This is a genomic window from Caballeronia telluris, from assembly GCF_001544495.1.
Taxonomy (GTDB): Bacteria; Pseudomonadota; Gammaproteobacteria; order Burkholderiales; family Burkholderiaceae; genus Caballeronia; species Caballeronia telluris.
In genome coordinates this window covers 58,045-78,581 of record NZ_FCNZ02000003.1, presented here as the reverse complement: position 1 = coordinate 78,581, position 20,537 = coordinate 58,045, and the positions used below count along the sequence as shown (strand labels likewise).

Genomic DNA, 20,537 nt, shown 5'->3' with positions numbered 1-20,537 from the left:
TGAATCATTTGGAAAGAACAAGATGAACGACATGCAGAACCTCGACGCGCTGCCCGATTCCGCACGGCGCGTCGCACACCTGTTGCGCGAGCGCGGCCATTCGATGCCCGTCGTGATGCTGCCGGAAACCGGCAAGACCTCGGCGGAAGCGGCGGCCGGGCTCGGCTGCTCGGTCGCGCAGATCGCGAAGTCGATTCTGTTTCGCCGCCGCGAAGACGACGCGCCCGTGCTCGTGATCGCGAGCGGCGTAAATCGTGTCGACGAAAAGAAGGTCGCGGCGCGCGTCGGCGAACTCGCGCGCGCGGACGCAAAGTTCGTGCGCGAGAAGACGGGCTATGCGATCGGCGGCGTGTGTCCGATCGGGCACGCGACAGAACCCGTGACGCTGATCGACGAAGACCTCCTCACGCTCGACAGCCTCTGGGCCGCGGCCGGCCATCCGCACGCGGTGTTCAATCTCACGCCGCAGGATCTGGTCGCGCTCACCGGCGCTCCCGTCGCCGACGTCGCATTGCGCGAGCCTGCATGACGACGCCAGCCGACGACGCGCCCTCGCCCTGCATCGACGTGTGCCGGATGAATCCGGCCACCGGTTTCTGCGAAGGCTGCTGGCGCACGATCGACGAAATCGCGAACTGGACCGCGTTCGACGCCGCCCAGAAGCGCGCTGTGCTCTCGCGTGGCGCGAGCCGTCGCAAAGGCGCGCGGGTCGTCAGCATCGGCGAGCGCTTCACGGCAACGCTCGCGCTGCCGGCCGATTCGATCAAGTCGTTCGCGACGCTCGTCAACGATCTGAACCCGCTGCATCACGACGAGGCTTACGCGGAGGCGAGCCGCTTCGGTTCGCTGATCGCGTCCGGCACGCAGCCGACCGCGCACATGATGGCGATGCTCGCCACGCACTTCTCGCAGGACGCGCAGCCGCTCGGCCTGGAGTTCGGCATCAAGTTAACGCGCGCGGTCAAGGCAAACGACGTGCTCGCGATGAGCTGGCACGTCACCGATGCGAAGTGGAAAGCGAGCCTCAAGGGCGACCTCGTGACGCTCGAAGGCGAGGCGCGCAACCAGCACGGCGAACTCGTGATGAAGGCAAGCGCGACGATCGTCGTGATGCCGAAGGAGCCGTCGGCATGATCTCCTTTCCGGCGTCGATGCGCGTGTTCGAACGCGGCTGGCTGTCGTCGAACAACGTGCTTTTCGTCGACGACGAACGCGCCGCGATCGTCGATACCGGCTATGCCACGCACGCGCCGCAAACGCGCGCGCTCGTCGAGCAGGTGCTCGGTGCGCGCCGGCTCGACCTGATCGTGAACACGCATCTGCATTCAGATCACTGCGGCGGCAATGCGCTGCTGCAGGCCGCGTATCCGTGCGGCACGCTGATTCCCGCGAGCGAAGCCGAAGCCGTGCGCCACTGGGACGAAGAAGCGCTGACGTTTCGCGCAACCGGTCAGTCGTGCGAGCGCTTTAACTTCACCGGCACGATCGCGCCGGGCGACACGCTGCGGCTCGGCGGCTTCGACTGGTCGGTGTTCGGTGCGCCCGGTCACGATCCGCATTCGTTGATGTTGTATTGCGCGCAGGAACGCATCCTCATCAGCGCCGACGCGCTATGGGAGAACGGCTTCGGCGTGATCTTCCCGGAACTCGAAGGCGAGAGCGGTTTCGCCGAGCAGCGTGCGGCGCTCGACCTGATCGCGAGGCTCGATGTGCGCGCGGTCATCCCGGGTCACGGTGCGCCGTTCAGCGATGTATCGCGTGCGCTTGAAACGGCGTCGTCGCGGCTCGACTATCTCGTGGCCGACCCGGCGCGCAATGCGAAGAACGCGCTGAAGGTGCTGATCGTCTTCAAGCTGATGGAGACGCGCTCGATGTCGTTCGATGCGCTGTCGAACCTGTGCGAATCGGCGCGTGCGATGCGCTCGGCCGCCGACATGCTCGTGGCAAAGGACAAGCGGCGTGCATTGCTCGAACGGTGCGTCGATGAACTTGCGCGCAATGGCGCGGTGCGGGTGGAAGAAGGGATGGTGCACGCGCGTTAGCGCTTGAGGAATAGCAAAAAGAAAGCCGCTTGTCAGCTACGACAAGCGGCGTAATTTTATAGACGTGATCAGCGTCGATTGCATCGTAGCGCGCGCCAAAATAGCCTGCATCGGTGCTTTCCCTACAAACTTTTAACGGCTACATGTACGGCACATAACCGAACTTCTCCTGCGTCCTATGCGCCTCACCGCTCGCTTGTTTTGAAGAACGACAACATCTCTTCAAGTAACGCCTGAGGTTCTTCTTCGGGAATGTAATGGCCGCAAGGCAGCGCGCGTCCGCTCACATCGCGCGCGACGCGACGCCATTCTTCCAGCGCATCGAAGCAGCGTTCGATCACGCCTTCCGCGCCCCACAGCACGCGCAACGGACACGCGATCTTGTGACCGCGTTCGAGATCGGCGCGATCGTGTTCGAGGTCGATGGACGCCGACGCGCGGTAGTCCTCGCACATCGCATAGACCGCGCCGGGCGACGCGAGCGCATCGCGATACGCCTGCAACGCGTGCGGCGCGAACGGCTTGAGCCCGGCGTGGCGGCTGCCCATCACGCGCTCGATGTACGCGTCCGTGTTGCCGCCAATCAGAAGCTCGGGCAGCGGCGACGGCTGGATCAGAAAGAACCAGTGGAAATACGCAGTGGCGAATTCGCGGTCGGTGGCTTCGTACATCGCGAGGGTCGGCGCGATGTCGAGCAGCATCAGCCGATCGACGGCTTGGGGAAAGTCCAGCGCCATCCGATGTGCGACGCGCGCGCCGCGATCGTGCGCGCAGACGAGAAAGCGCTCGAAGCCGAAGTGACGCATCACCGCGACCTGATCGGCGGCCATTGCGCGCTTCGAATACGGCGTGTGCCCGTCATCGCTCTTCGGTTTCGCCGACGCGCCGTAACCGCGCAGATCGGTCGCGATCACGGTGAAATGCTGCGCGAGTTCCGAAGCGCACTTGTGCCAGATCTCGTGCGTCTGCGGATGTCCGTGCAGCAACAACAGCGGCGGTCCGCTGCCGCCCTTCATCCCGAAAATATCGACGCCGGCTGCGTCGACGCGAAACGGCTGGTAGTCCGTAAAGGGCATGATGGCGATCTCGTCGTGACGGGTGCGAACCATTGTATGCGGGACGCGCGCGGCCTGACGCTTGCTGGGCGGGACTTTCAGCGAAATCGAGGCGTTCCTCGGGGTCGACCCTGACATCGCGCTGCCAGCGAATCCCCTATAATAGAACGATCGTGCTAAATATCCGCAGATGCCGTCCGCAGCGGGCGCTCGTTTCTCGAAATTATTTCGTGCGAAGCCTGCCGCCCGCCCCCTAGAATTCATCGACCAGGCATCGCACGCCCGATCAGGAGACTCACATCATGGCATTGCCCGCCGTCCTGCAACATCTCGCGCTGCCCGTCGTGGCCTCGCCGATGTTCATCGTCAGCTATCCCGAACTCGTTCTCGCGCAGTGCAAGGCGGGCATCGTCGGCTCGTTTCCCGCGTTGAACGCGCGGCCAGCCGAGTTGCTCGGCGAATGGCTCACGCAGATACAGGCGTCGCTCGCCGAGCACAAGGCCGCGAACCCCGATGCCGTGATAGGCCCGATCGCGGTGAACCAGATCGTTCATCAGTCGAATGCGCGGCTCGAACAGGACGTGCGCGTGTGTGTCGAGCACAAGGTGCCGGTCTTCATCACGAGCCTGCGCGCGCCCATCAAGGAGATGATCGACGCCGTGCATAGCTATGGCGGCATCGTGCTGCACGACGTCATCAATATCCGCCACGCGCAGAAGGCGCTGGAGGCGGGCGTCGACGGACTGATCCTGGTCGCGGCCGGCGCGGGCGGACATGCGGGCACGACGTCGCCGTTCGCGCTCGTCGGCGAAGTGCGGCGCATCTTCGACGGCCCGCTCGTGCTGTCCGGCTCGATCGCGAACGGCGGCTCGATCCTCGCCGCGCAGGCAATGGGCGCGGACCTCGCGTACATGGGCACGCGCTTCATCGCGACGCAGGAAGCCCACGCGCACGAAGGCTACAAGAGCGCGATCGTCGATTCGAGCGCCGCCGACATCATCTACACCAACCTCTTCACCGGCATACACGGCAATTACATTCGCCAGAGCATCGTGAACGCGGGCCTCGACCCCGAAGCGCTGCCGCAATCGGACAAGAACGCAATGAACTTCGGCGACGGTTCGAGCAAGGCGAAGGCGTGGAAGGACATCTGGGGTGCGGGCCAGGGCGTCGGGCTGATGAACGACGTGCCGAGCGTCGCGGAACTGGTCGCGCGGCTCAAGCACGAATACGACGAAGCGCGGGCGCGGCTCGGGTTGATCTGACCGCCACCGGCAATCACGGCGCACACAAAAAAAACGCCGCGTTCCCGAGGGAACGCGGCGTTTTCGTTTGATGCATCGCGACGCTCAGAACTTCGCGCGCAGGCCGACGCCATATGTGTTGCCCGACGAGAGGCTCGTGTACTTGTCGTTCAGGTACGCGGCGTAGACATCGGTGCGCTTCGAGAGCGGGTAGTCGTAGCCGAGCGCCCAGCTCTTGTGCGTCTGGTCGAGACCGCCATTGCTGCGCGAGTACGCATACGACGCCATCACGAGGCCCGGTCCGAGCGGCACCGTCACGCCGCCCTGCCCCGTATTGACGTGGAAGCTGCCGGTTTCGATGTCGTTCTTCGTGTACATGTACTGCGCGAAGAACTTCACGTACTTGAGGTCGTACGAGACGCCGGCCTGCGCCACGCTCTGGCTCTTGTAGCCCGCGACGAGCGTCGACAGGTCGCCCGGCGTGTTGTTGTAGTTCACGTACTGATAGACGCCGGTCGCCGCGAACGGGCCGTGGAAGTACAGGAACTGCGCGCTCCACTTTTTCGAGCGTCCGTCGCCCGCCTGGTTGCCGAAGCTGTACATCGCGCTGCCCGACAGGCCGCTGAAGTCGGGCGTCGTGTACTGAACCGAGTTGTTCCAGCCCGAGTCGCCGACGACGCCCTGGTCCGTCGTGTAGGTCGGGAACGTGCCCTGGCCGAGGAACACGTGATAGACCATCGGCGAGAAGACGTACGAATCGACGAACGGGTTGAAGAGAATCGTCGAGACGAAGAGTTGCGTCGTCAGGCGGCCGGCGGTGAACGTACCGTAGGGCGCCTGAATGCCAACATACGCGTTACGGGCGAAGAAGGTGTCGCCGGTGAAGCGGCCGTACTGGCCGTTCTGCGCGCGGAAGAAACTTTCGAGAGTGAAGATCGCCTTGTAGCCGTTGCCGAGGTCTTCAGCGCCCTTGAAGCCCCAGTAGGACGTCGACATGCCGCCGCCGCTCACGTTCCAGGCGCGGTCGCTGCCGGGGAACTTGGTTGCGCCCACCCATTCGTCGACCTGACCGTATAGCGAAACGCTGGACTGCGCCTGCGCGGACCCCGCGGCGAGGAAGCCGAATAGGGCGGCGACTGCGGTGGCCTTGACCGTTGCCTTCAGCGCACGGTTGACGGTTGGCTTCATGAACTCTCCTGTTGTTTGTCAAAAGTTAAAGCGTTGGCGGGCAAGACTCATGGCTTGCCTCATCAGACCGGCGTAATGATTCAGTTCGGATTGGGTTCGCGCTGGGCTCGCGCCTCGTTCGGAGCGGGACCATCTTTACGGATCATTTTTCCGGTCAAAAATGTTTTTGGTTATTGCGGGTATAGCGGTTCGGATAGTCCGCGCCGATATCACGCTCGTCCGCGTGCCATCGGCGAGTGCCGCCGATCACCGGCCGGGCACACCGTCGTGTCCGCGACGCAAGGCTTCACGGGCGATCGCGACGTTTTCGATGCCACACGCGGTCCGTGAAAACGACATGACGCGCGCCGGCGGCAATTGTCGGTGCGCGCAAAAAAGAGGGGAAACGTTATGAACGTTTTAACGCGCAACTGTGGCGCGCTTACGTCACCGAAGCGGGAGAGATGGACGGGCCCATATTTTTTCGTTCTCGACGCGGCGCGCGCCGGCAGCGTGACGCGATCGACGGGCGTCGATCACCGCGTATCGCGGGGTTGCTTCAGTTGCTTCAGTTGCTTCAGTTGCGGTAGTTCGAGGTCGCGGCGGAACGCGGGTCGTCGCCGGGACGGCCGGGCGGCCGCGGCATGCCGCGTTCTTCGTTGTAGCGGGTAATGTCCGCGCGGATCGATCCTGCGGCGCGCATCGGCGTATTTTGCTCGGGGCGCGGCACGCCGCGGACTTCGGCGCTGATCGGCGTCATGCCGTCCCTCGCGCCGACCTGCATGTAGCGCTGCGGCGGGCCGTTGCGCGCAAGATCGCGGTCCAGCACGGCGCGCTCGTCGGCGTTGCCCGACTTGAGCCACACGCCGTCGGGCGTTCCGGCAAGCGCAAACGATCCCGCCACCGCAATCGAGCCGATCGCGATGGCGATTAAATATCGAGTAGTCTTCCGTAAGCCTGTGAGCGCCATGTCGAAACTGAACTGCGGGGTGTCCGACGTCGTTCGGCTTGCGCGGCGGCCGAAGAAGCAGGTCGACGTGCAAGCGACCGGTCGTTGTCGGAGCATCGCGGTGCACCGCATCCATACGCGCGCGCACCCTTGAACCGGTCTACGGACAATTTATGGCGCCGCGCCTCGCGAGTCGAGCCAAAAAGTGTTAGACCTGCTCAATGGTTGTAACACCATGTTACTACTGGATTTTTTGCCGTTTTTGGGGTGAGTGGAAACGCTGAGTTGTGTGACGAGAAGCGCGGTTCGGGCTGGCTCGAAGCTTGCGCACAGTTCGCCCGATCGGCAGCCGCCTCATGCCCGCCCGGCACTCATCGACACTTAGATGGATTTGCCTATTGACTCGCAGTCGGGCGAAAATACTGGTTTTCCTGACTTGACGTTCACCAGTCGTCAACGTTCGTCACAGAGCACCTGAACTCAGGCTCGCTTTGCAACCCAGCACGTTCGAGTGCGAGATTCCGATGGCGCGTCCCAAATTTCTCCCCGACAACTTCACGCTCGCCCTGGTGGGCACTGTCATCCTGGCGAGCCTCCTGCCTTGCCGGGGCACGATCGCGGTCGGCTTCAACTGGCTGACCAACGTCGCCATCGGGCTGCTGTTCTTCCTGCATGGCGCCAAGCTTTCGCGCGAAGCCATCGTGTCGGGCGCGACGCACTGGCGCCTGCATCTCGTCGTCCTGCTCAGTACGTTCGTGATGTTCCCGCTGCTCGGCCTCGCGCTCAAGCCCGTTCTCACGCCGCTCGTCACGCCCGAGCTCTACCTGGGCATTCTCTTTCTGTGCACGCTGCCCTCCACGGTGCAATCGTCCATCGCGTTCACGTCGATGGCAAAAGGCAACGTGCCCGCCGCCGTCTGCAGTGCGTCGGCGTCGAGCCTGCTCGGCATCTTCATCACGCCGGCGCTCGTCGGGCTGGTCGTCAATAACCACGGCGCGGCTACGGGCTCGCCTTGGCATACCGTCGGCAATATCGTGCTGCAACTGCTCGTGCCGTTCATCGCCGGTCAATTGCTGCGCCCCGCGATCGGCAAATGGATCGACCGCAATCGCGCCATGCTGAAGTTCGTCGACCAGGGCTCGATCCTGCTCGTCGTCTACGTGGCGTTCAGCGAAGCCGTCAACGAAGGCATCTGGCACTCGATGTCCCTCGCGACGCTCGCCGGGCTGCTCGCCGCCAACATCGTGCTGCTCGCGCTCGCGATCTTCGCCACGGCCTTCGCCAGCAAGCGGCTTGGCTTCAGCCGCGCCGACCAGATCACCATCATTTTCTGCGGCTCCAAGAAGAGCCTCGCGTCCGGCATTCCGATGGCAAAGGTGATCTTCGCGTCCCATACGGTCGGCGCGGTGGTCCTCCCTCTGATGCTGTTCCACCAGATCCAGCTCATGGTCTGCGCGGTGCTCGCGCAACGCTGGGGCGCGCGGCGCACGGCCAAGGAGCAGAGTCGCGAGCGCGAGGGCGCTGCGGCTGCGGCGCGTCGCTGAACCCAAGGCTGCGGCAAGTCCTGTCGAAGACGCATTTCGCCCTCCCCGATTAGAAAGCCGCCTCGTGCGGCTTTTTTGCTATTTGAGCCTGTCTGCGCGCAAGCGTCGATTCAGCCAGTCGATATAAGCCAGAAGCGCAGCCGAAACCGCGCGTTTTGCCTATGCCGTCCGGCCGACTGGTGCCCGGGCATGTGCCTTGCCACACTTACGTCCAGAGAACGTCGCAAGGGAGAAAAACGTGTCGAGCAAATATTCCGGGACCCACCTCCGAGGGGCGCCATGCCGATGGTCATGAGCCGTTCGACGCCTGTCGGCTGTGCCGAATTGAAGTCCTTCCTGCATGAACTGAAGTTTCAACGCGGCTCGGAAGCGGGTACAGCCGACGCGTTGCGCGCGCTCGTCGGCGCGGGCTTCGATCGCCTTCCGCTACCGGGAAGCGGTGCGACGCTCGATCGATGGCGAATGCTCGCGGCGGTCGCAGGGTTCGATCTCGCGCTCGTCAAACTCTTCGAAGGCCACACTGACGCGCTCGCGATTCTGGCGGAACTGGGCGGCGCCGAACCAGACCAAGGCAGCACGTGGGGCGTCTGGGCTGCCGAGCCGCCCACGGCCCGCCTCGGCGCGCAAACCGCCTCGGGCGAAGGTCGCATCACACTGAACGGGACGAAGGCCTGGTGTTCGGGCGCGGCTCACATCACGCATGCGTTGGTCACGGCGTGGAACGAACGCGACGAATCGATACTCGCGGCCGTGGAGCTTCGTCAGCCGGGCGTGCATGTGACGAACGAGGGCTGGGTGGCGGTCGGCATGCACGCGAGCGCGAGCGTCGATGTGCGTTTCGAGAACGCGGACGCCGTGCAGATCGGCGCACCGCTTGCCTACCTGCAGCGCCCGGGATTCTGGCAAGGCGGCGGCGGCATCGCGGCATGCTGGTTCGGCGCAGCGTCGGCTATCGGCGAATTCGTGCGGCGCGACGCCGCGCGCCGCGCCGACCCGCACAAGCGGGCCCATCTCGGCGCGATCGACATCGCGCTCACGAGCGCATCGAGCGTGTTGAGGGAAACGGCCGCTCGCTTCGATCGCGAGCCGCAGGCCGACGCGATGCCCGCCGCGCTGCGCGCGCGGCTCGCGGTCGAGCGCGCGGCGGCAAGCGTGATCGACCATGCGGGGCGGGCGCTCGGCGCCGCGCCTTTCTGCCGCAACGAGCATTTCGCCCGCCTGATGGCAGACCTTCCTGTGTTCGTCCGGCAAAGTCATGCCGAACGGGATGAAGCCGCGCTCGCGGAACGTGTCGTCAACGAGGAGCGCGGGCCATGGGAACTCTGACCGAGAACGAGAGCGCCCGGCGCACGATCGCCGGGTCGGGCACGCCCGAGAACGTCTGGCAAAGCTGGGCGCGGCTGGCAACGCTGCCGGCCGTCGACGCGGCTACGCTGGTGCCGGCGGGCGCACGCGCCGTGATCGTGGCGCCCCATCCCGACGACGAGGTGCTCGGCACCGGCGGCCTGCTCGCGAAGCTGTCCGCGCTGGGCCGCAAGGTGCTGATCATCGCCGTGACGGACGGCACCGCGAGCCATCCGCAATCGTCCGCGTGGCCGCCCGCGCGCCTCGCCGACGTCCGTCCGCAAGAGACGCGCGAAGCGTTGCAACGACTGCACATGCGATACGTCCAGACCTTGCGCTTAGGTTTGCCCGACGGCGGCGGCAAGCGCTTCGAAATGCAGCTTTCGGCCGCGCTCGCCGAGCACCTGCGTCCCGGCGACGTCGTCTTCGGCACGTGGCGCCATGACGGTCATCCGGACCACGAGGCGGTCGGGCGGGCGGTGTCGTCGGAAGCCGCGCGGCTGGATTTGCCGTTCGTCGAGATTCCGATCTGGACGTGGCACTGGGCATCGCCCGACGATTCGCGCGTGCCGTGGAGCCGCGCGCGCCGCATCGTGCTCGATACGGACACGCACTCGCGCAAGCTTCACGCGGTCGAAGCGTTTCGCAGCCAACTGGAACCCGACGCCACGACCGGACGCGCGGCGATCCTGCCCGGGCACGTTCTGGCGCGACTCACGCGCCCCTACGAGGTCGTCCTGATATGAGCGCCGAACCCGACGCGCAACGCTATTTCGACGGTCTCTACGAGCGCAGCGACGACCCTTGGCTGCTGCGCGAGCGCTGGTACGAAAGCCGCAAGCGGGCACTGACGCTCGCGATGTTGCCCGACGCGCACTATGCGCGCGCCTACGAACCCGGCTGCGCCACCGGCGAGCTGACCGCGGAACTCGCCCCGCGCTGCGACGCGCTCCTCGCCGCCGACCTGAGCGCGGATGCGGTGACGCTCGCGCGCCGCCGCGTCGCGCATCTGAGCAACGTGAAAATCGAGCAGCGCGCGATCCCCGACGACTGGCCGGACGGCCGTTTCGACCTGATCGTCATCAGCGAGCTGGCGTATTACCTCGATGAATCGCAACTCGCGCGTCTCGCCGCGCGTATCGAAAGCTCGCTTGCGCCGGGCGGGACGATCATTGCGTGCCATTGGCGCCAGCCGATCGAAGGCTGGCCGCACTCGGGCGATTTCGTTCACGCCGAACTCCGCGCGACGCTGCCGCTCGCTCGCCTCTCGCACTATCAGGATGAGGATGTGCTGCTCGATGTCTGGTCGTCGAATGCGGCGTCCGTGCATCGCCGCGAAGCCAGGTAAGCCCCGTGTTCCAGCATTTTTACTAAACACGCAAAAAGCTACAAAGTCCATACACAACAAGCGTCTACTGGTTTTCTCTAGGTCTGACCCAGATTGTTTTGCCGATTTTTTACTATACAATCGCCGCAATCGCAGAACGCGATGCGCGTTGATAAACACCGCGCAAAACGACCATACAGCAGGGACGGACACCACCACGATGGCGACCACCATTCGCGATGTCGCGCGGGCAGCAAGCGTCTCGATCGGCACCGTTTCGAGAGCGTTGAAAAATCAGCCGGGACTGTCCGAGGCGACGCGCATGCGTGTCATCGAAGTGGCGCAGCAACTCGGCTACGACTCCGCGCAACTGCGCACCCGCATTCGCCGCGTCACCTTTCTTTTGCATCGGCAACACAACAACTTTGCCGTCAGCCCGTTTTTCTCGCATGTGCTCAACGGTTTCGAGGAAGCGTGCCGCGAAAGGCGGCTCGTGCCCTCCGTTCTGACGGCCGGCCCGACTCAAGACCTCGCGCAGCAGATGCGCCTGCACGCGCCCGACGCCATCGCGGTCGCCGGCTTCGTCGAGCCGGAACTGCTCGTGCACCTGCATTCGCTCAATCGGCCGACGGTGCTCATCGACCTCTGCGCGCCCGGCTTTCGCTCGGTGAACATCGACAACATCAAGGGCGCGTCGCTCGCGATGCAGCATCTCTTCGCGCTCGGGCGGCGGCGCGTCGCGTTCATTGGCGGGTCGCTTGCGCATCACAGCATCGCGCAGCGCGCGCTCGGCTACCGGCTCGCATATTTCGAGGCCGGCCTCCTGTTCGATCCGATGCTCGAAATCAACACCCAGCCCGGCATCGCCGCCGATCTGGCCGCCGCCGACGCGATGGAGCGCCTGATCGTGCAGGCGCGCGCGCAATCGAATCCGCTCCCCGACGCCGTTTTCGCCTATAACGATGCAGCGGCCCTCGCCGCGATGCGCGTCTGCCTCGCACATGGCGTGCGGGTGCCGCAGGACATCGCGTTCGTCGGTTTCGACGACATTCCGGCCGCCGCGCAAAGCACGCCGCCGCTCTCGACCGTGACCGTCGACAAGGAAGCGCTCGGACGGCGCGGCGTGGAACTGCTGCTGGAAGACAGCCCGAACACACTCGACCCGGCCGACACGCTGGTGCCGGTACATTTCATCCCTCGCGCGAGCTCCGGCTCGACCTCGACATGAACTCGACCGCCTCAACCGTCGCCGCTCCGTCCGAATCCGCCGCGCGCGCGCAGCCGCGCCAGATCGACTTCCGCAGCCGCGACTTCCTGCTCTCGCACGTGCGCGACACGCTCGCGTTCTACGCGCCCACCGCGCGCGATCCGTCCGGCGGCTTCTTCCACTTCTTCAAGGACGACGGCCGCGTCTACGACCGCACGACGCGCCATCTCGTCAGCACCACGCGCTTCGTCTTCAATTACGCGATGGCCTACCGCCATTTCGGCGACGCCGCGTATCAGGACGACGCGCGCCACGCCTTCCAATTCCTGCGCGACGCCCACTGGGACGCGCAGCACGAAGGCTACGACTGGGAAATCGAATGGCGCGACGGCGCGAAGCGCACGCTCGACGGCACGCGTCATTGCTACGGCCTCGCGTTCGTGCTGCTCGCGTGCGCGCATGCGTCGATGGCGGGCATCGACGAAGCCACGCCGATGATCGCCGAGACGTTCCATCTGCTCGAACGCCGCTTCTGGGACGCCGAAGCCGGCCTCTACGCCGACGAAGCCACGCCCGACTGGCAACTGTCGTCCTATCGCGGACAGAACGCGAACATGCACGCGACCGAAGCGCTCCTCGTCGCCTACGAGGCAACGGGCCACGTCATCTATCTCGATCGCGCGGAGAAGATCGCGGGCAACATCACGCTGCGGCAGGCGAAGCTGTCGAACGGGCTGGTGTGGGAGCATTTCCATCCGGACTGGTCGGTCGACTGGCACTACAACGAATCCGACAGTTCGAACATCTTCCGTCCGTGGGGCTTCCAGCCCGGCCATCAGACGGAATGGGCGAAGCTGCTCCTGATTCTCGAACGCCATCGCGCGCTGCCGTGGCTTGCGCCGCGCGCCGTCGAACTGTTCGACGCCGCCTTCAACCGCGCCTGGGACGACGGCCACGGCGGCCTCTACTACGGCTTCGGCCCCGACGACACCATCTGCGACCACGACAAGTATTTCTGGGTGCAGGCGGAAAGCTTCGCCGCCGCCGCGCTGCTCGGCGTGCGCACGGGGCGCGAACGCTTCTGGGACTGCTACGACGAACTCTGGCGCTATAGCTGGGCGCATTTCGTCGACCACGAATACGGCGCGTGGTATCGCATCCTGACGTGCGACAACCGCAAGTACGGCGACGAAAAGAGCCCCGCCGGCAAGACCGACTACCACACGATGGGCGCGTGCTACGAGGTGCTGAACGCCCTCCCCGCGCCGGAGACAACCGCAAGGTGAACACCATGGCAGCAGTTCAGCAGACCTTCCCGACGTTCGTCTCCGCCGGCGACATCCTCACCGACATGATCCGCACCGACGTCGCGTCGTGGCTCTCGCGTCCCGGCGGCGCGGGCTGGAACGTCGCGCGCGCGGTCGCCCGGCTCGGCCTGCCGACGGCCTGCGCGGGCTCGCTCGGCACCGACAATTTCTCCGACGACCTCTGGGACGCGAGCGAGGCAGCCGGCCTCGACATGCGCTTCATGCAGCGCGTCGAGCGGCCGCCGTTGCTTGCGATCGTCCACAAGACGCAGCCGCCTACGTATTACTTCATGGGCGAGAACGGCGCCGATCTCGCCTTCGATCCGTCGAAGCTGCCGCAAGGCTGGATGGATCAGGTGCAATGGGCGCATTTCGGCTGCATCAGCCTCGTGCGTCAGCCGCTCGGCGCGACGCTTGCCGCGCTCGCCGCGCAACTGCGCAGCCACGGCGTGAAGATCAGCTTCGATCCCAACTATCGCAATCTGATGGAAACCGGCTACGAGCCGATCCTGCGCAACATGGCCTCGCTCGCCGACCTGATCAAAGTATCCGACGAAGACCTGCACATGCTGTTTCGGGGCCTCCCCGAAGCCGACGCGCTCGCGCAGATTCGCGCGATGAACCCGCAGGCGAGCGTGCTTGTCACGCGCGGATCGAGCGAGGCGGCGCTCTATGTCGGCGACGAGGTCTATCGCGCGAAGCCGCCGCAGGTGCAGGTCGCCGATACGGTCGGCGCGGGCGATGCGTCGATCGGCGGGCTGCTCTACAGCCTGATGTCGCGCGAAGGCGGCTGGCCCGAACACCTGCGCTTTGCGCTCGCGGCGGGCGCGGCCGCGTGCCGTTTTTCGGGCGCGCATTCGCCGTCGCTGGAAGAGGTCGAGGATCTGCTGCGATAGTTTTTCGTCTCGGGCGCCAAGTCACGCACGTTGCATATCCGCGTGCTAGCATGAATTTTCGTCAACGCCTGGGGCCGCATCATGGACGACACGACCTATACGAAGGGTCTCTACACCGCGACCATCGGCGTGCGCGCCATCGACGGCGGCCAGTTCCAGGGTCTCGTTTCACTCGCGCGTGACGACGGCGAGGCGACCGACGCGACGATCTACGAAGTCGAGGCGACGTCGCAAAACGAGGACGAGGCGCTCGAAGAAGCGCGGGCCCTTGCGCATCGCATCCTCGGCGAAATCGAACTCTAGGCAAGCCCGGCCGCGAACGCGTCGCGCGCGGTGCGCGAGCGCCCGGCCCGAACGGAGGACATCATGGCGGAACAGCTTTTCCTCTACGGCGTCTACGCGATCCATGTGCGCCCGCTCGAACTGCAGGGCGCGCGCTGGGACGCCGAATACGAAATCCGTCATCACGACAAGGCCGTGAAGACATGGACGACGGTCGGCGGCGATGGCGGCCTGGCGAACGCCGCCGAGGCGATCGATCTGGCGCACAAGCAGGCCGTCGCCGACATCGAAGCCGGCGCCGGCATTCCGAAGCCACGCGCGTTTCCCTGAAGCGGCCGCGCCGCTCAGACCTTCACGCTGGCCGTTCCCGTGTGCGCTTTAAGCGCGAGCCGCTCGGCCTCGCGGTGATCGATCGCCGCCGCGCGCGCGTGCCCTTCGCGCGCGACCGCCCGATCGACATAGTCGGACAGCGCGCCGCCCGGCTCGATCAGCTTCGCCATGTACGCGATCTGCAGCGTGCTCGCGACCAGAATGTCGGCGGCGGTGAAGCGCTCGCCGACGAGCCACGGACCGTCCTTCAGCGCGCCTTCGACCGCATGCTCGACGCGCCCCAGATCGCCCCAGCCGAAGCTCACGGTGTTGCCCGGCGCGCCCGTCATGCGCTCGGCCATCGCCGGCTCCAGACACGCGCCGGTAAAGAAGAGCCACTGCAGGAAGCGCCCGCGCAGCGGTTCGCCGTGCGGTACGCCGAGCTTCGCGTCGGGGAATTTGTCGGCGAGATAGAGCAGCACGGCGCCCGACTCGGCTACCGTCACGCCGTCGTCGTCGAGCGCGGGCAGCTTCGACATCGGATTGACGCGGCAGAACGCCGGTTCGTTCTGATCGCCCGCGCGGATGTTCACGAACGCGAGTTCGTAGGAAGCGCGCAGTTCTTCGAGCATCCACAGCGCGCGAAAGGCGCGGGTTTTCGGCCAGTAATAGAGCTTCATCGGCGGGTCGTCCCTGGGTGAATCGGCAGCGTTCAGATTACCGCAACGCGCCCGGCCAAAGGTTCGGGTATACGCGATGACGCCGCGCGCCGAGGGCGATCTCACTCCGCGATCCCGAAAACAAGCGGATTCTTGTTCGACTCAGCGAAGCGAACGGCGAGTCCGCAAAAATATTCCGGTTTTGTTGGCCAAAAATGGAGTCCTCGCGAAACCCCACGCCACATAACAACGCCGGAGACTCCATGAACGCGCGCGTTCCCCTCGATGCGATCCAGAACACGCAGGACAATGCTCAAAGCGGCCTGCCGCCCGCCCTGTCCGACTACAAGCTCACCGACAATCTCTCGGCCACGCGCGGCCGCATTTTCCTGACCGGCACGCAGGCGCTCGTGCGGCTCGTCTTGATGCAGCGCGAACTCGACCGCGCCGCGAGCCTGAACACGGCGGGCTTCATCAGCGGCTATCGCGGTTCGCCGCTCGGCATGGTCGATCAGCAACTGTGGAAGGCGAAGAAACTGCTCGCGTCGCATGACGTGCGCTTTCTGCCCGCGATCAACGAGGAACTCGGCGGCACCGCCGTGCTCGGCACGCAGCGGGTGGAATCGGACGAAGAACGCACCGTCGATGGCGTGTTCGCGATGTGGTACGGCAAGGGCCCGGGCGTCGATCGCGCGGGCGACGCGCTCAAGCACGGCAACGCCTACGGCTCGTCGCCGCACGGCGGCGTGCTGGTCGTGGCGGGCGACGACCACGGCTGCGTGTCGTCGTCGATGCCGCATCAGAGCGATCAGGCGATGATCGCGTGGAGCATGCCGGTCGTGAACCCGTCGAATATCGCGGACATGCTCGAATTCGGCTTGTACGGCTGGGCGCTGTCGCGCTTTTCGGGCGCGTGGGTCGGCTTCAAGGCGATCTCGGAGACAGTGGAATCCGGCTCGACCGTCGATCTCGATGCGATTGCGACGTCGTGGAAAGCGCCGGAGGATTTCGTCGCGCCCGCGGGCGGCCTGCACAACCGCTGGCCCGATCTGCCGAGCCTCACGATCGAAGCGCGCCTCGCCGCCAAGCTCGACGCCGCGCGCCACTTCGCGCGCGCAAACAGCATCGACAAGTGGATCGCGCCGAGCGCGCACGCGAACGTGGGCATCGTGACCTGCGGCAAGGCGCATCTGGACCTGATGGAAGCGCTGCGCCGGCTGGAACTGACGGTCGAGGATCTGGAAAGCGCCGGCGTGCGCATCTACAAGGTCGGGCTGTCGTTTCCGCTCGAAATGACGCGGCTCGATGCGTTCGTCGAAGGGCTGTCGGAAGTGCTCGTGATCGAGGAAAAGGGTCCAATCATCGAGCAGCAGATCAAGGATCATCTCTACAACCGCAGTTCGGGCGCGCGGCCCGTCGTGATCGGCAAGGCGGCGCAGGATGGCGCGATGCTGCTGTCGTCGCTTGGGGAACTGCGTCCGTCGCGCGTGCTGCCGGTCTTCGCCGACTGGCTCGCGCGCCACAAGCCGGCGCTCGATCGTCGCGAAAAGGTGGTTGATCTCGTCGCGCCGCAAATTCTCTCGAACGTCGCTGACTCGGTGAAACGCACGCCGTACTTCTGCTCGGGCTGTCCGCACAACACGTCGACGAAGGTGCCGGAAGGCTCGATCGCGCAGGCGGGCATCGGCTGCCACTTCATGGCGTCGTGGATGGAGCGCGACACCACCGGCCTCATCCAGATGGGCGGCGAAGGCGTCGATTGGGCGTCGCATTCGATGTTCACGAAGACGCCGCACGTCTTCCAGAATCTCGGCGACGGCACGTATTTCCACTCGGGCATTCTCGCGATCCGCCAGGCGGTCGCGGCGAAAGCGAACATCACCTACAAGATCCTCTACAACGACGCCGTCGCGATGACGGGCGGCCAGCCGGTCGACGGCAGCATTTCCGTGCCGCAGATCGCGCGGCAAGTGGAAGCCGAAGGCATCGCGTTGCTCGTCGTGGTCAGCGACGAACCCGAAAAGTACGAAGGCCACGAAGACCAGTTCCCGCGCGGCACGACGTTCCACCATCGCGGCGAACTCGACGCCGTGCAGCGGCGTCTGCGCGACACGCCGGGCGTCACCGTGCTGATCTACGACCAGACGTGCGCGGCGGAAAAGCGTCGTCGCCGGAAGAAAGGCGAGTTTCCCGACCCGGACAAGCGTCTTTTTATCAACGAAGCCGTCTGCGAAGGCTGCGGCGACTGCGGCGTGCAGTCGAATTGCTTGTCGGTCGAGCCGGTCGAAACAGAACTCGGACGCAAGCGCCGCATCGACCAGTCGTCGTGCAACAAGGACTATTCGTGCGTCAACGGCTTCTGCCCGAGCTTCGTCACGCTCGAAGGCGCCAAGCTCAAAAAAGCGGCCGGCAACGCGTTCGATCCCGAAGCACTCGCGCGGCACGTCGACGCACTGCCCATGCCGGCCCTGCATCTCGACAACGCGCCCTACGACATCCTGATTACCGGCGTCGGCGGCACGGGCGTCGTGACGGTCGGCGCGCTCATCAGCATGGCGGCGCACCTCGAAGGCAAGAGCGCGTCCGTGCTCGACTTCATGGGCTTCGCGCAAAAGGGCGGCTCGGTGCTGTCGTTCGTGCGCTTCGCCGCGACCGACGCGCTCTTGAACCAGGTGCGCATCGACACCCAGCAGGCCGACGTGCTGCTCGCCTGCGACATGGTCGTCGGCGCGAGCGCGGACGCGTTGCAGACGGTGCGACACGGGCGCACGCGGATCGTCGTGAACACGCACGCGATTCCGAACGCGACCTTCGTCACGAACCCGGACGCAAATCTTCACGCCGACGCGCTTCTCGACAAGATGGCGCACGCGGCGGGCGCCGAGCGCATGCAGACCTGCGACGCGCAGGCACTCGCGACGCGTTTTCTCGGCGATACGATCGGCGCGAACATCCTAATGCTTGGGCTAACCTGGCAGCTTGGGCTCGTGCCGGTGTCGCTCGCGGCGATGATGCGCGCGATCGAACTGAACAACGTCGCCGTGCCGATGAACAAGCTCGCGTTCGCGATCGGCCGCCTCGCCGCCGCCGATCTTCCGGCGCTCGATGCGCTGCGCAAGACGGCGCAGGCGCCGCGCGTCGACATGAACGCGATGCCGTTGCCCGCGCTGATCTCGGATCGCGAGCGGCGTCTCGCGGAATACGGCGGTGCGAAGTACGTCGAGCGGTATCGCAAGCTGGTGAACGCCGCAGCGGCGTCGCACAACGACGCGATCACGCGCGCGGTCGCGACGACGTTCTACAAGCTGCTCGCGGTGAAGGACGAATACGAAGTCGCGCGCCTGCACGCCGATCCGGCCTTCCGCGCGGCGCTCGAAGCGCAGTTCGAAGGCACGGCGGGCCAGGATTTCGCGGTGAAGTTCAATCTCGCGCCGCCGGTGTTGTCGAAGGCGAAGAACGGCGGCGCGCCGCGCAAGATGACGTTCGGCCAGTGGCTGTGGCCGGTGCTCGGCACGATGGCGAAATTCCGGGCACTGCGCGGCGGCCTGCTCGATCCGTTCGGCAAGACGCTCGAACGACGCATGGAACGTGAACTCGCCGACGACTACGAAACGACGATGTCACGCGCCTTGCGCGCGCTGAACGCGGACAACGCGAAAGACGTGGAAGCGCTCGCCGCGTTGTTCGAGCGCGTGCGCGGCTACGGTCATGTGAAGCTTGCGAACCTCGCGATGGTGAAGCGCCGCGAGCGCGATCTGGCCGCGACGCTCGGCATCGAAGCGGCGACGGGCGCGGCCGTGCGGGCATCGCTCGACGAGATGAAGGGCGCGGCGAGCCTCAAGGGCATTCCGGTCGTGGTCGCGAAGTAGGCATTCGTCGCCTACTCTTCGTCGTCCTCCGCGAGCCAGTCGAGATCGCCGCACAGCACGCAGCGCTTGCCGCCCGCGCGCGTCTCCACCGAGAGCGTCACGCACGGCAGCGCCTCGTTGATCGACAGATACGGCGTCGTCACATGCACGCGTTCGGGGTCGCCGAGCGCCGCGCGGAAATACGGCCGGCGCAGCCAGTTCGCGCCCTGTGCATCGACGAGCGGCATGAAGCGCGCCTCGTGCGCCGCTCGGTCCGCGCGCAGCACGACGTTGCGGCCCGCCTGACGGCCGTTCTGGTCGAGCAGGAAGCAGCGCGCGGCGTTATCGAGCGCGAGGAAATTCCAGCACACCTCTTCCAGCGGCTCGCCGGCGGCGAGCCGCTCGGCCGCGCGCTCGAACGCGCGCACATACGGCTGCAGCCGCGTCGCGACGCGCCGTTCGCGCGCTTCCGTCTGCAGTCGATACCGCTCCGTCAGGTCGCTGATGATCGTCTGCGCGTGCACGCTGTCGGCAAGACCGGGGCTCGGGCGCGCGAAGAAAAAACCCTGCACGAAATCCGCACCGCTCGCGAGCGCGAGTTGCGCCTCGTGCTCCGTCTCCACGCCTTCGATCAGCACCAGCTTGCCCGCCTCGTGCAGCAGCGAAACGATCCCCGAGAGCACTGCCTCCATGTTGCGCCGCTGCTTGGCCCAGCGCGCCGTCGCGGCCGCGTGGACGTTGTGCCCCGCATGCGAGAGCATCACGCGGTCGAGCTTCACGAGATCGGGATCGAGCTGCCAGATACGTTCGATGTTCGAATGGCCGGCGCCGAAGTCGTCGAGCGCGATCAGGAAACCGTGCTCACGGAATTGCTGCACGGCTTCGGCGAGACGCTCGATGTCTTCCGCGCGCTGCTCCAGCACTTCCAGCACGACGCGGCGCGGCTCGATCTTCAGGCGCTTCAGGTTCGCGAGCAGCGCGGCCGCGTGATACGGCTCGGTCAGCGCGCCCGGATGCACGTTCAGAAAGAGCCACTCGGTTTGCGCGCCGAGCATCTTGAAGTTTTCGAGATGCAGCGCCTGCGAGAGCCGGTCGATCTGCAACGCCTCGCCGACGCGCGCTGCCTGACCGAACACGTCGAGCGGCGACACCGGCCGATCGAGCGTGTCGTGCGCGCGCAAGAGCCCTTCGTAACCGACCGCGCGCATATGCGAGAGGCTGAAAACCGGCTGAAACATGCTGGAGAGCGTCAGTTCCCCGTGGTCGACCGAGTACCGGTCGAACCCGGAAGACACGCTCAGTTCGAAATTGCGCGCGGAGATCGTGGTTTTTTCGGGGTTCGCGATCACCATCTCTG

The 20,537-nt window shown here is 65.5% G+C and carries 19 protein-coding genes; 14 read left to right on the top strand and 5 right to left on the bottom strand.

The features are described 5' to 3' along the window. Positions 1 to 22 precede the first annotated feature (22 nt). From AWB66_RS04975 to AWB66_RS04965, 3 genes are read left to right on the top strand one after another with little or no spacing between them, the layout of a single operon-like run. On the top strand, positions 23 to 529 hold the full coding sequence (locus tag AWB66_RS04975) for a YbaK/EbsC family protein (RefSeq protein ID WP_087629168.1): 507 nt from the start codon (positions 23 to 25) through the stop codon (positions 527 to 529). Continuing rightward, positions 526 to 1,134 carry a DUF1289 domain-containing protein gene (locus AWB66_RS04970; RefSeq protein WP_087629167.1) on the top strand — a complete coding sequence of 203 codons (609 nt, stop codon included), beginning with the start codon at positions 526 to 528 and terminating at the stop codon, positions 1,132 to 1,134. The genes AWB66_RS04975 and AWB66_RS04970 overlap by 4 nt, the downstream gene beginning before the upstream one ends. Continuing rightward, positions 1,131 to 2,042: an MBL fold metallo-hydrolase gene (locus AWB66_RS04965; RefSeq protein WP_087629166.1), complete on the top strand. Its 912-nt coding sequence runs from the start codon at positions 1,131 to 1,133 to the stop codon at positions 2,040 to 2,042. The genes AWB66_RS04970 and AWB66_RS04965 overlap by 4 nt, the downstream gene beginning before the upstream one ends. A gap of 185 nt (positions 2,043 to 2,227) precedes the next feature. Here the strand turns inward: AWB66_RS04965 and AWB66_RS04960 are convergent, their stop codons facing one another. After that, complete coding sequence (locus AWB66_RS04960) at positions 2,228 to 3,118, bottom strand: alpha/beta fold hydrolase (RefSeq protein ID WP_087629403.1); 891 nt, start codon at positions 3,116 to 3,118, stop codon at positions 2,228 to 2,230. A gap of 281 nt (positions 3,119 to 3,399) precedes the next feature. Between AWB66_RS04960 and AWB66_RS04955 the strand changes: the two genes are divergently transcribed. Beyond that, positions 3,400 to 4,362, top strand: a complete 963-nt coding sequence (locus tag AWB66_RS04955; RefSeq protein WP_087629165.1) for an NAD(P)H-dependent flavin oxidoreductase — start codon at positions 3,400 to 3,402, stop codon at positions 4,360 to 4,362. An 84-nt stretch (positions 4,363 to 4,446) separates the two neighbouring features. Here AWB66_RS04955 and AWB66_RS04950 read toward each other — a convergent pair whose 3' ends face one another. After that, complete coding sequence (locus tag AWB66_RS04950; protein ID WP_087629164.1) at positions 4,447 to 5,529, bottom strand: porin; 1,083 nt, start codon at positions 5,527 to 5,529, stop codon at positions 4,447 to 4,449. A 556-nt stretch (positions 5,530 to 6,085) separates the two neighbouring features. Then, positions 6,086 to 6,574 (bottom strand): hypothetical protein, encoded by a 489-nt coding sequence (locus tag AWB66_RS04945; protein ID WP_235020997.1) that lies wholly within the window; start codon positions 6,572 to 6,574, stop codon positions 6,086 to 6,088. 407 nt (positions 6,575 to 6,981) lie between these two features. Between AWB66_RS04945 and AWB66_RS04940 the strand changes: the two genes are divergently transcribed. The 9 genes from AWB66_RS04940 to AWB66_RS04900 all read left to right on the top strand — a co-directional run bounded on the left by AWB66_RS04940 (position 6,982) and on the right by AWB66_RS04900 (position 14,694). Then, a complete protein-coding gene (locus AWB66_RS04940) occupies positions 6,982 to 8,001 on the top strand; it encodes a bile acid:sodium symporter family protein (RefSeq protein ID WP_087629162.1) in 1,020 nt (339 codons plus the stop codon). Positions 8,002 to 8,286: 285 nt separating this feature from the next. Further along, positions 8,287 to 9,327: an acyl-CoA dehydrogenase family protein gene (locus AWB66_RS04935; protein WP_125469664.1), complete on the top strand. Its 1,041-nt coding sequence runs from the start codon at positions 8,287 to 8,289 to the stop codon at positions 9,325 to 9,327. Beyond that, the gene (locus tag AWB66_RS04930) at positions 9,315 to 10,091 is read left to right on the top strand and encodes a PIG-L deacetylase family protein (protein ID WP_087629161.1); all 777 of its coding nucleotides are present in this window, start codon (positions 9,315 to 9,317) and stop codon (positions 10,089 to 10,091) included. Before AWB66_RS04935 ends, AWB66_RS04930 begins: the two co-directional genes overlap by 13 nt. Beyond that, positions 10,088 to 10,693, top strand: a complete 606-nt coding sequence (locus tag AWB66_RS04925) for a class I SAM-dependent DNA methyltransferase (protein WP_087629160.1) — start codon at positions 10,088 to 10,090, stop codon at positions 10,691 to 10,693. The genes AWB66_RS04930 and AWB66_RS04925 overlap by 4 nt, the downstream gene beginning before the upstream one ends. Before the next feature lie 199 nt (positions 10,694 to 10,892). After that, positions 10,893 to 11,900, top strand: a complete 1,008-nt coding sequence (locus tag AWB66_RS04920; RefSeq protein WP_087629159.1) for a LacI family DNA-binding transcriptional regulator — start codon at positions 10,893 to 10,895, stop codon at positions 11,898 to 11,900. Beyond that, positions 11,897 to 13,165: an AGE family epimerase/isomerase gene (locus tag AWB66_RS04915; protein ID WP_235020996.1), complete on the top strand. Its 1,269-nt coding sequence runs from the start codon at positions 11,897 to 11,899 to the stop codon at positions 13,163 to 13,165. The genes AWB66_RS04920 and AWB66_RS04915 overlap by 4 nt, the downstream gene beginning before the upstream one ends. A gap of 5 nt (positions 13,166 to 13,170) precedes the next feature. Beyond that, the gene (locus AWB66_RS04910; RefSeq protein WP_087629158.1) at positions 13,171 to 14,082 is read left to right on the top strand and encodes a carbohydrate kinase family protein; all 912 of its coding nucleotides are present in this window, start codon (positions 13,171 to 13,173) and stop codon (positions 14,080 to 14,082) included. Positions 14,083 to 14,163: 81 nt separating this feature from the next. Next, positions 14,164 to 14,385, top strand: a complete 222-nt coding sequence (locus AWB66_RS04905; protein ID WP_087629157.1) for a hypothetical protein — start codon at positions 14,164 to 14,166, stop codon at positions 14,383 to 14,385. Between the two features lie 63 nt (positions 14,386 to 14,448). Next, the gene (locus AWB66_RS04900; RefSeq protein ID WP_087629156.1) at positions 14,449 to 14,694 is read left to right on the top strand and encodes a hypothetical protein; all 246 of its coding nucleotides are present in this window, start codon (positions 14,449 to 14,451) and stop codon (positions 14,692 to 14,694) included. Positions 14,695 to 14,708: 14 nt separating this feature from the next. On the opposite strand, the gene AWB66_RS04895 is transcribed toward AWB66_RS04900, so the two are convergent. Continuing rightward, positions 14,709 to 15,353 carry a glutathione S-transferase family protein gene (locus AWB66_RS04895; RefSeq protein WP_087629155.1) on the bottom strand — a complete coding sequence of 215 codons (645 nt, stop codon included), beginning with the start codon at positions 15,351 to 15,353 and terminating at the stop codon, positions 14,709 to 14,711. Between the two features lie 242 nt (positions 15,354 to 15,595). Between AWB66_RS04895 and AWB66_RS04890 the strand changes: the two genes are divergently transcribed. Then, positions 15,596 to 19,201: an indolepyruvate ferredoxin oxidoreductase family protein gene (locus AWB66_RS04890; protein ID WP_087629154.1), complete on the top strand. Its 3,606-nt coding sequence runs from the start codon at positions 15,596 to 15,598 to the stop codon at positions 19,199 to 19,201. Between the two features lie 11 nt (positions 19,202 to 19,212). Here AWB66_RS04890 and AWB66_RS04885 read toward each other — a convergent pair whose 3' ends face one another. After that, positions 19,213 to 20,532 (bottom strand): EAL domain-containing protein, encoded by a 1,320-nt coding sequence (locus AWB66_RS04885; RefSeq protein ID WP_087629153.1) that lies wholly within the window; start codon positions 20,530 to 20,532, stop codon positions 19,213 to 19,215. Positions 20,533 to 20,537: the final 5 nt, after the last annotated feature.

Coding starts and splice junctions, on each gene's coding strand:
- AWB66_RS04960 (WP_087629403.1), bottom strand. CDS start 3,118: ATGCCCTTTACGGACTACCAGCCGTTTCGCGTCGACGCAGCCGGCGTC.
- AWB66_RS04950 (WP_087629164.1), bottom strand. CDS start 5,529: ATGAAGCCAACCGTCAACCGTGCGCTGAAGGCAACGGTCAAGGCCACC.
- AWB66_RS04970 (WP_087629167.1), top strand. CDS start 526: ATGACGACGCCAGCCGACGACGCGCCCTCGCCCTGCATCGACGTGTGC.
- AWB66_RS04920 (WP_087629159.1), top strand. CDS start 10,893: ATGGCGACCACCATTCGCGATGTCGCGCGGGCAGCAAGCGTCTCGATC.
- AWB66_RS04965 (WP_087629166.1), top strand. CDS start 1,131: ATGATCTCCTTTCCGGCGTCGATGCGCGTGTTCGAACGCGGCTGGCTG.
- AWB66_RS04940 (WP_087629162.1), top strand. CDS start 6,982: ATGGCGCGTCCCAAATTTCTCCCCGACAACTTCACGCTCGCCCTGGTG.
- AWB66_RS04890 (WP_087629154.1), top strand. CDS start 15,596: ATGAACGCGCGCGTTCCCCTCGATGCGATCCAGAACACGCAGGACAAT.
- AWB66_RS04935 (WP_125469664.1), top strand. CDS start 8,287: ATGGTCATGAGCCGTTCGACGCCTGTCGGCTGTGCCGAATTGAAGTCC.
- AWB66_RS04915 (WP_235020996.1), top strand. CDS start 11,897: ATGAACTCGACCGCCTCAACCGTCGCCGCTCCGTCCGAATCCGCCGCG.
- AWB66_RS04905 (WP_087629157.1), top strand. CDS start 14,164: ATGGACGACACGACCTATACGAAGGGTCTCTACACCGCGACCATCGGC.
- AWB66_RS04895 (WP_087629155.1), bottom strand. CDS start 15,353: ATGAAGCTCTATTACTGGCCGAAAACCCGCGCCTTTCGCGCGCTGTGG.
- AWB66_RS04945 (WP_235020997.1), bottom strand. CDS start 6,574: ATGCTCCGACAACGACCGGTCGCTTGCACGTCGACCTGCTTCTTCGGC.
- AWB66_RS04885 (WP_087629153.1), bottom strand. CDS start 20,532: ATGGTGATCGCGAACCCCGAAAAAACCACGATCTCCGCGCGCAATTTC.
- AWB66_RS04910 (WP_087629158.1), top strand. CDS start 13,171: ATGGCAGCAGTTCAGCAGACCTTCCCGACGTTCGTCTCCGCCGGCGAC.
- AWB66_RS04900 (WP_087629156.1), top strand. CDS start 14,449: ATGGCGGAACAGCTTTTCCTCTACGGCGTCTACGCGATCCATGTGCGC.
- AWB66_RS04925 (WP_087629160.1), top strand. CDS start 10,088: ATGAGCGCCGAACCCGACGCGCAACGCTATTTCGACGGTCTCTACGAG.
- AWB66_RS04975 (WP_087629168.1), top strand. CDS start 23: ATGAACGACATGCAGAACCTCGACGCGCTGCCCGATTCCGCACGGCGC.
- AWB66_RS04930 (WP_087629161.1), top strand. CDS start 9,315: ATGGGAACTCTGACCGAGAACGAGAGCGCCCGGCGCACGATCGCCGGG.
- AWB66_RS04955 (WP_087629165.1), top strand. CDS start 3,400: ATGGCATTGCCCGCCGTCCTGCAACATCTCGCGCTGCCCGTCGTGGCC.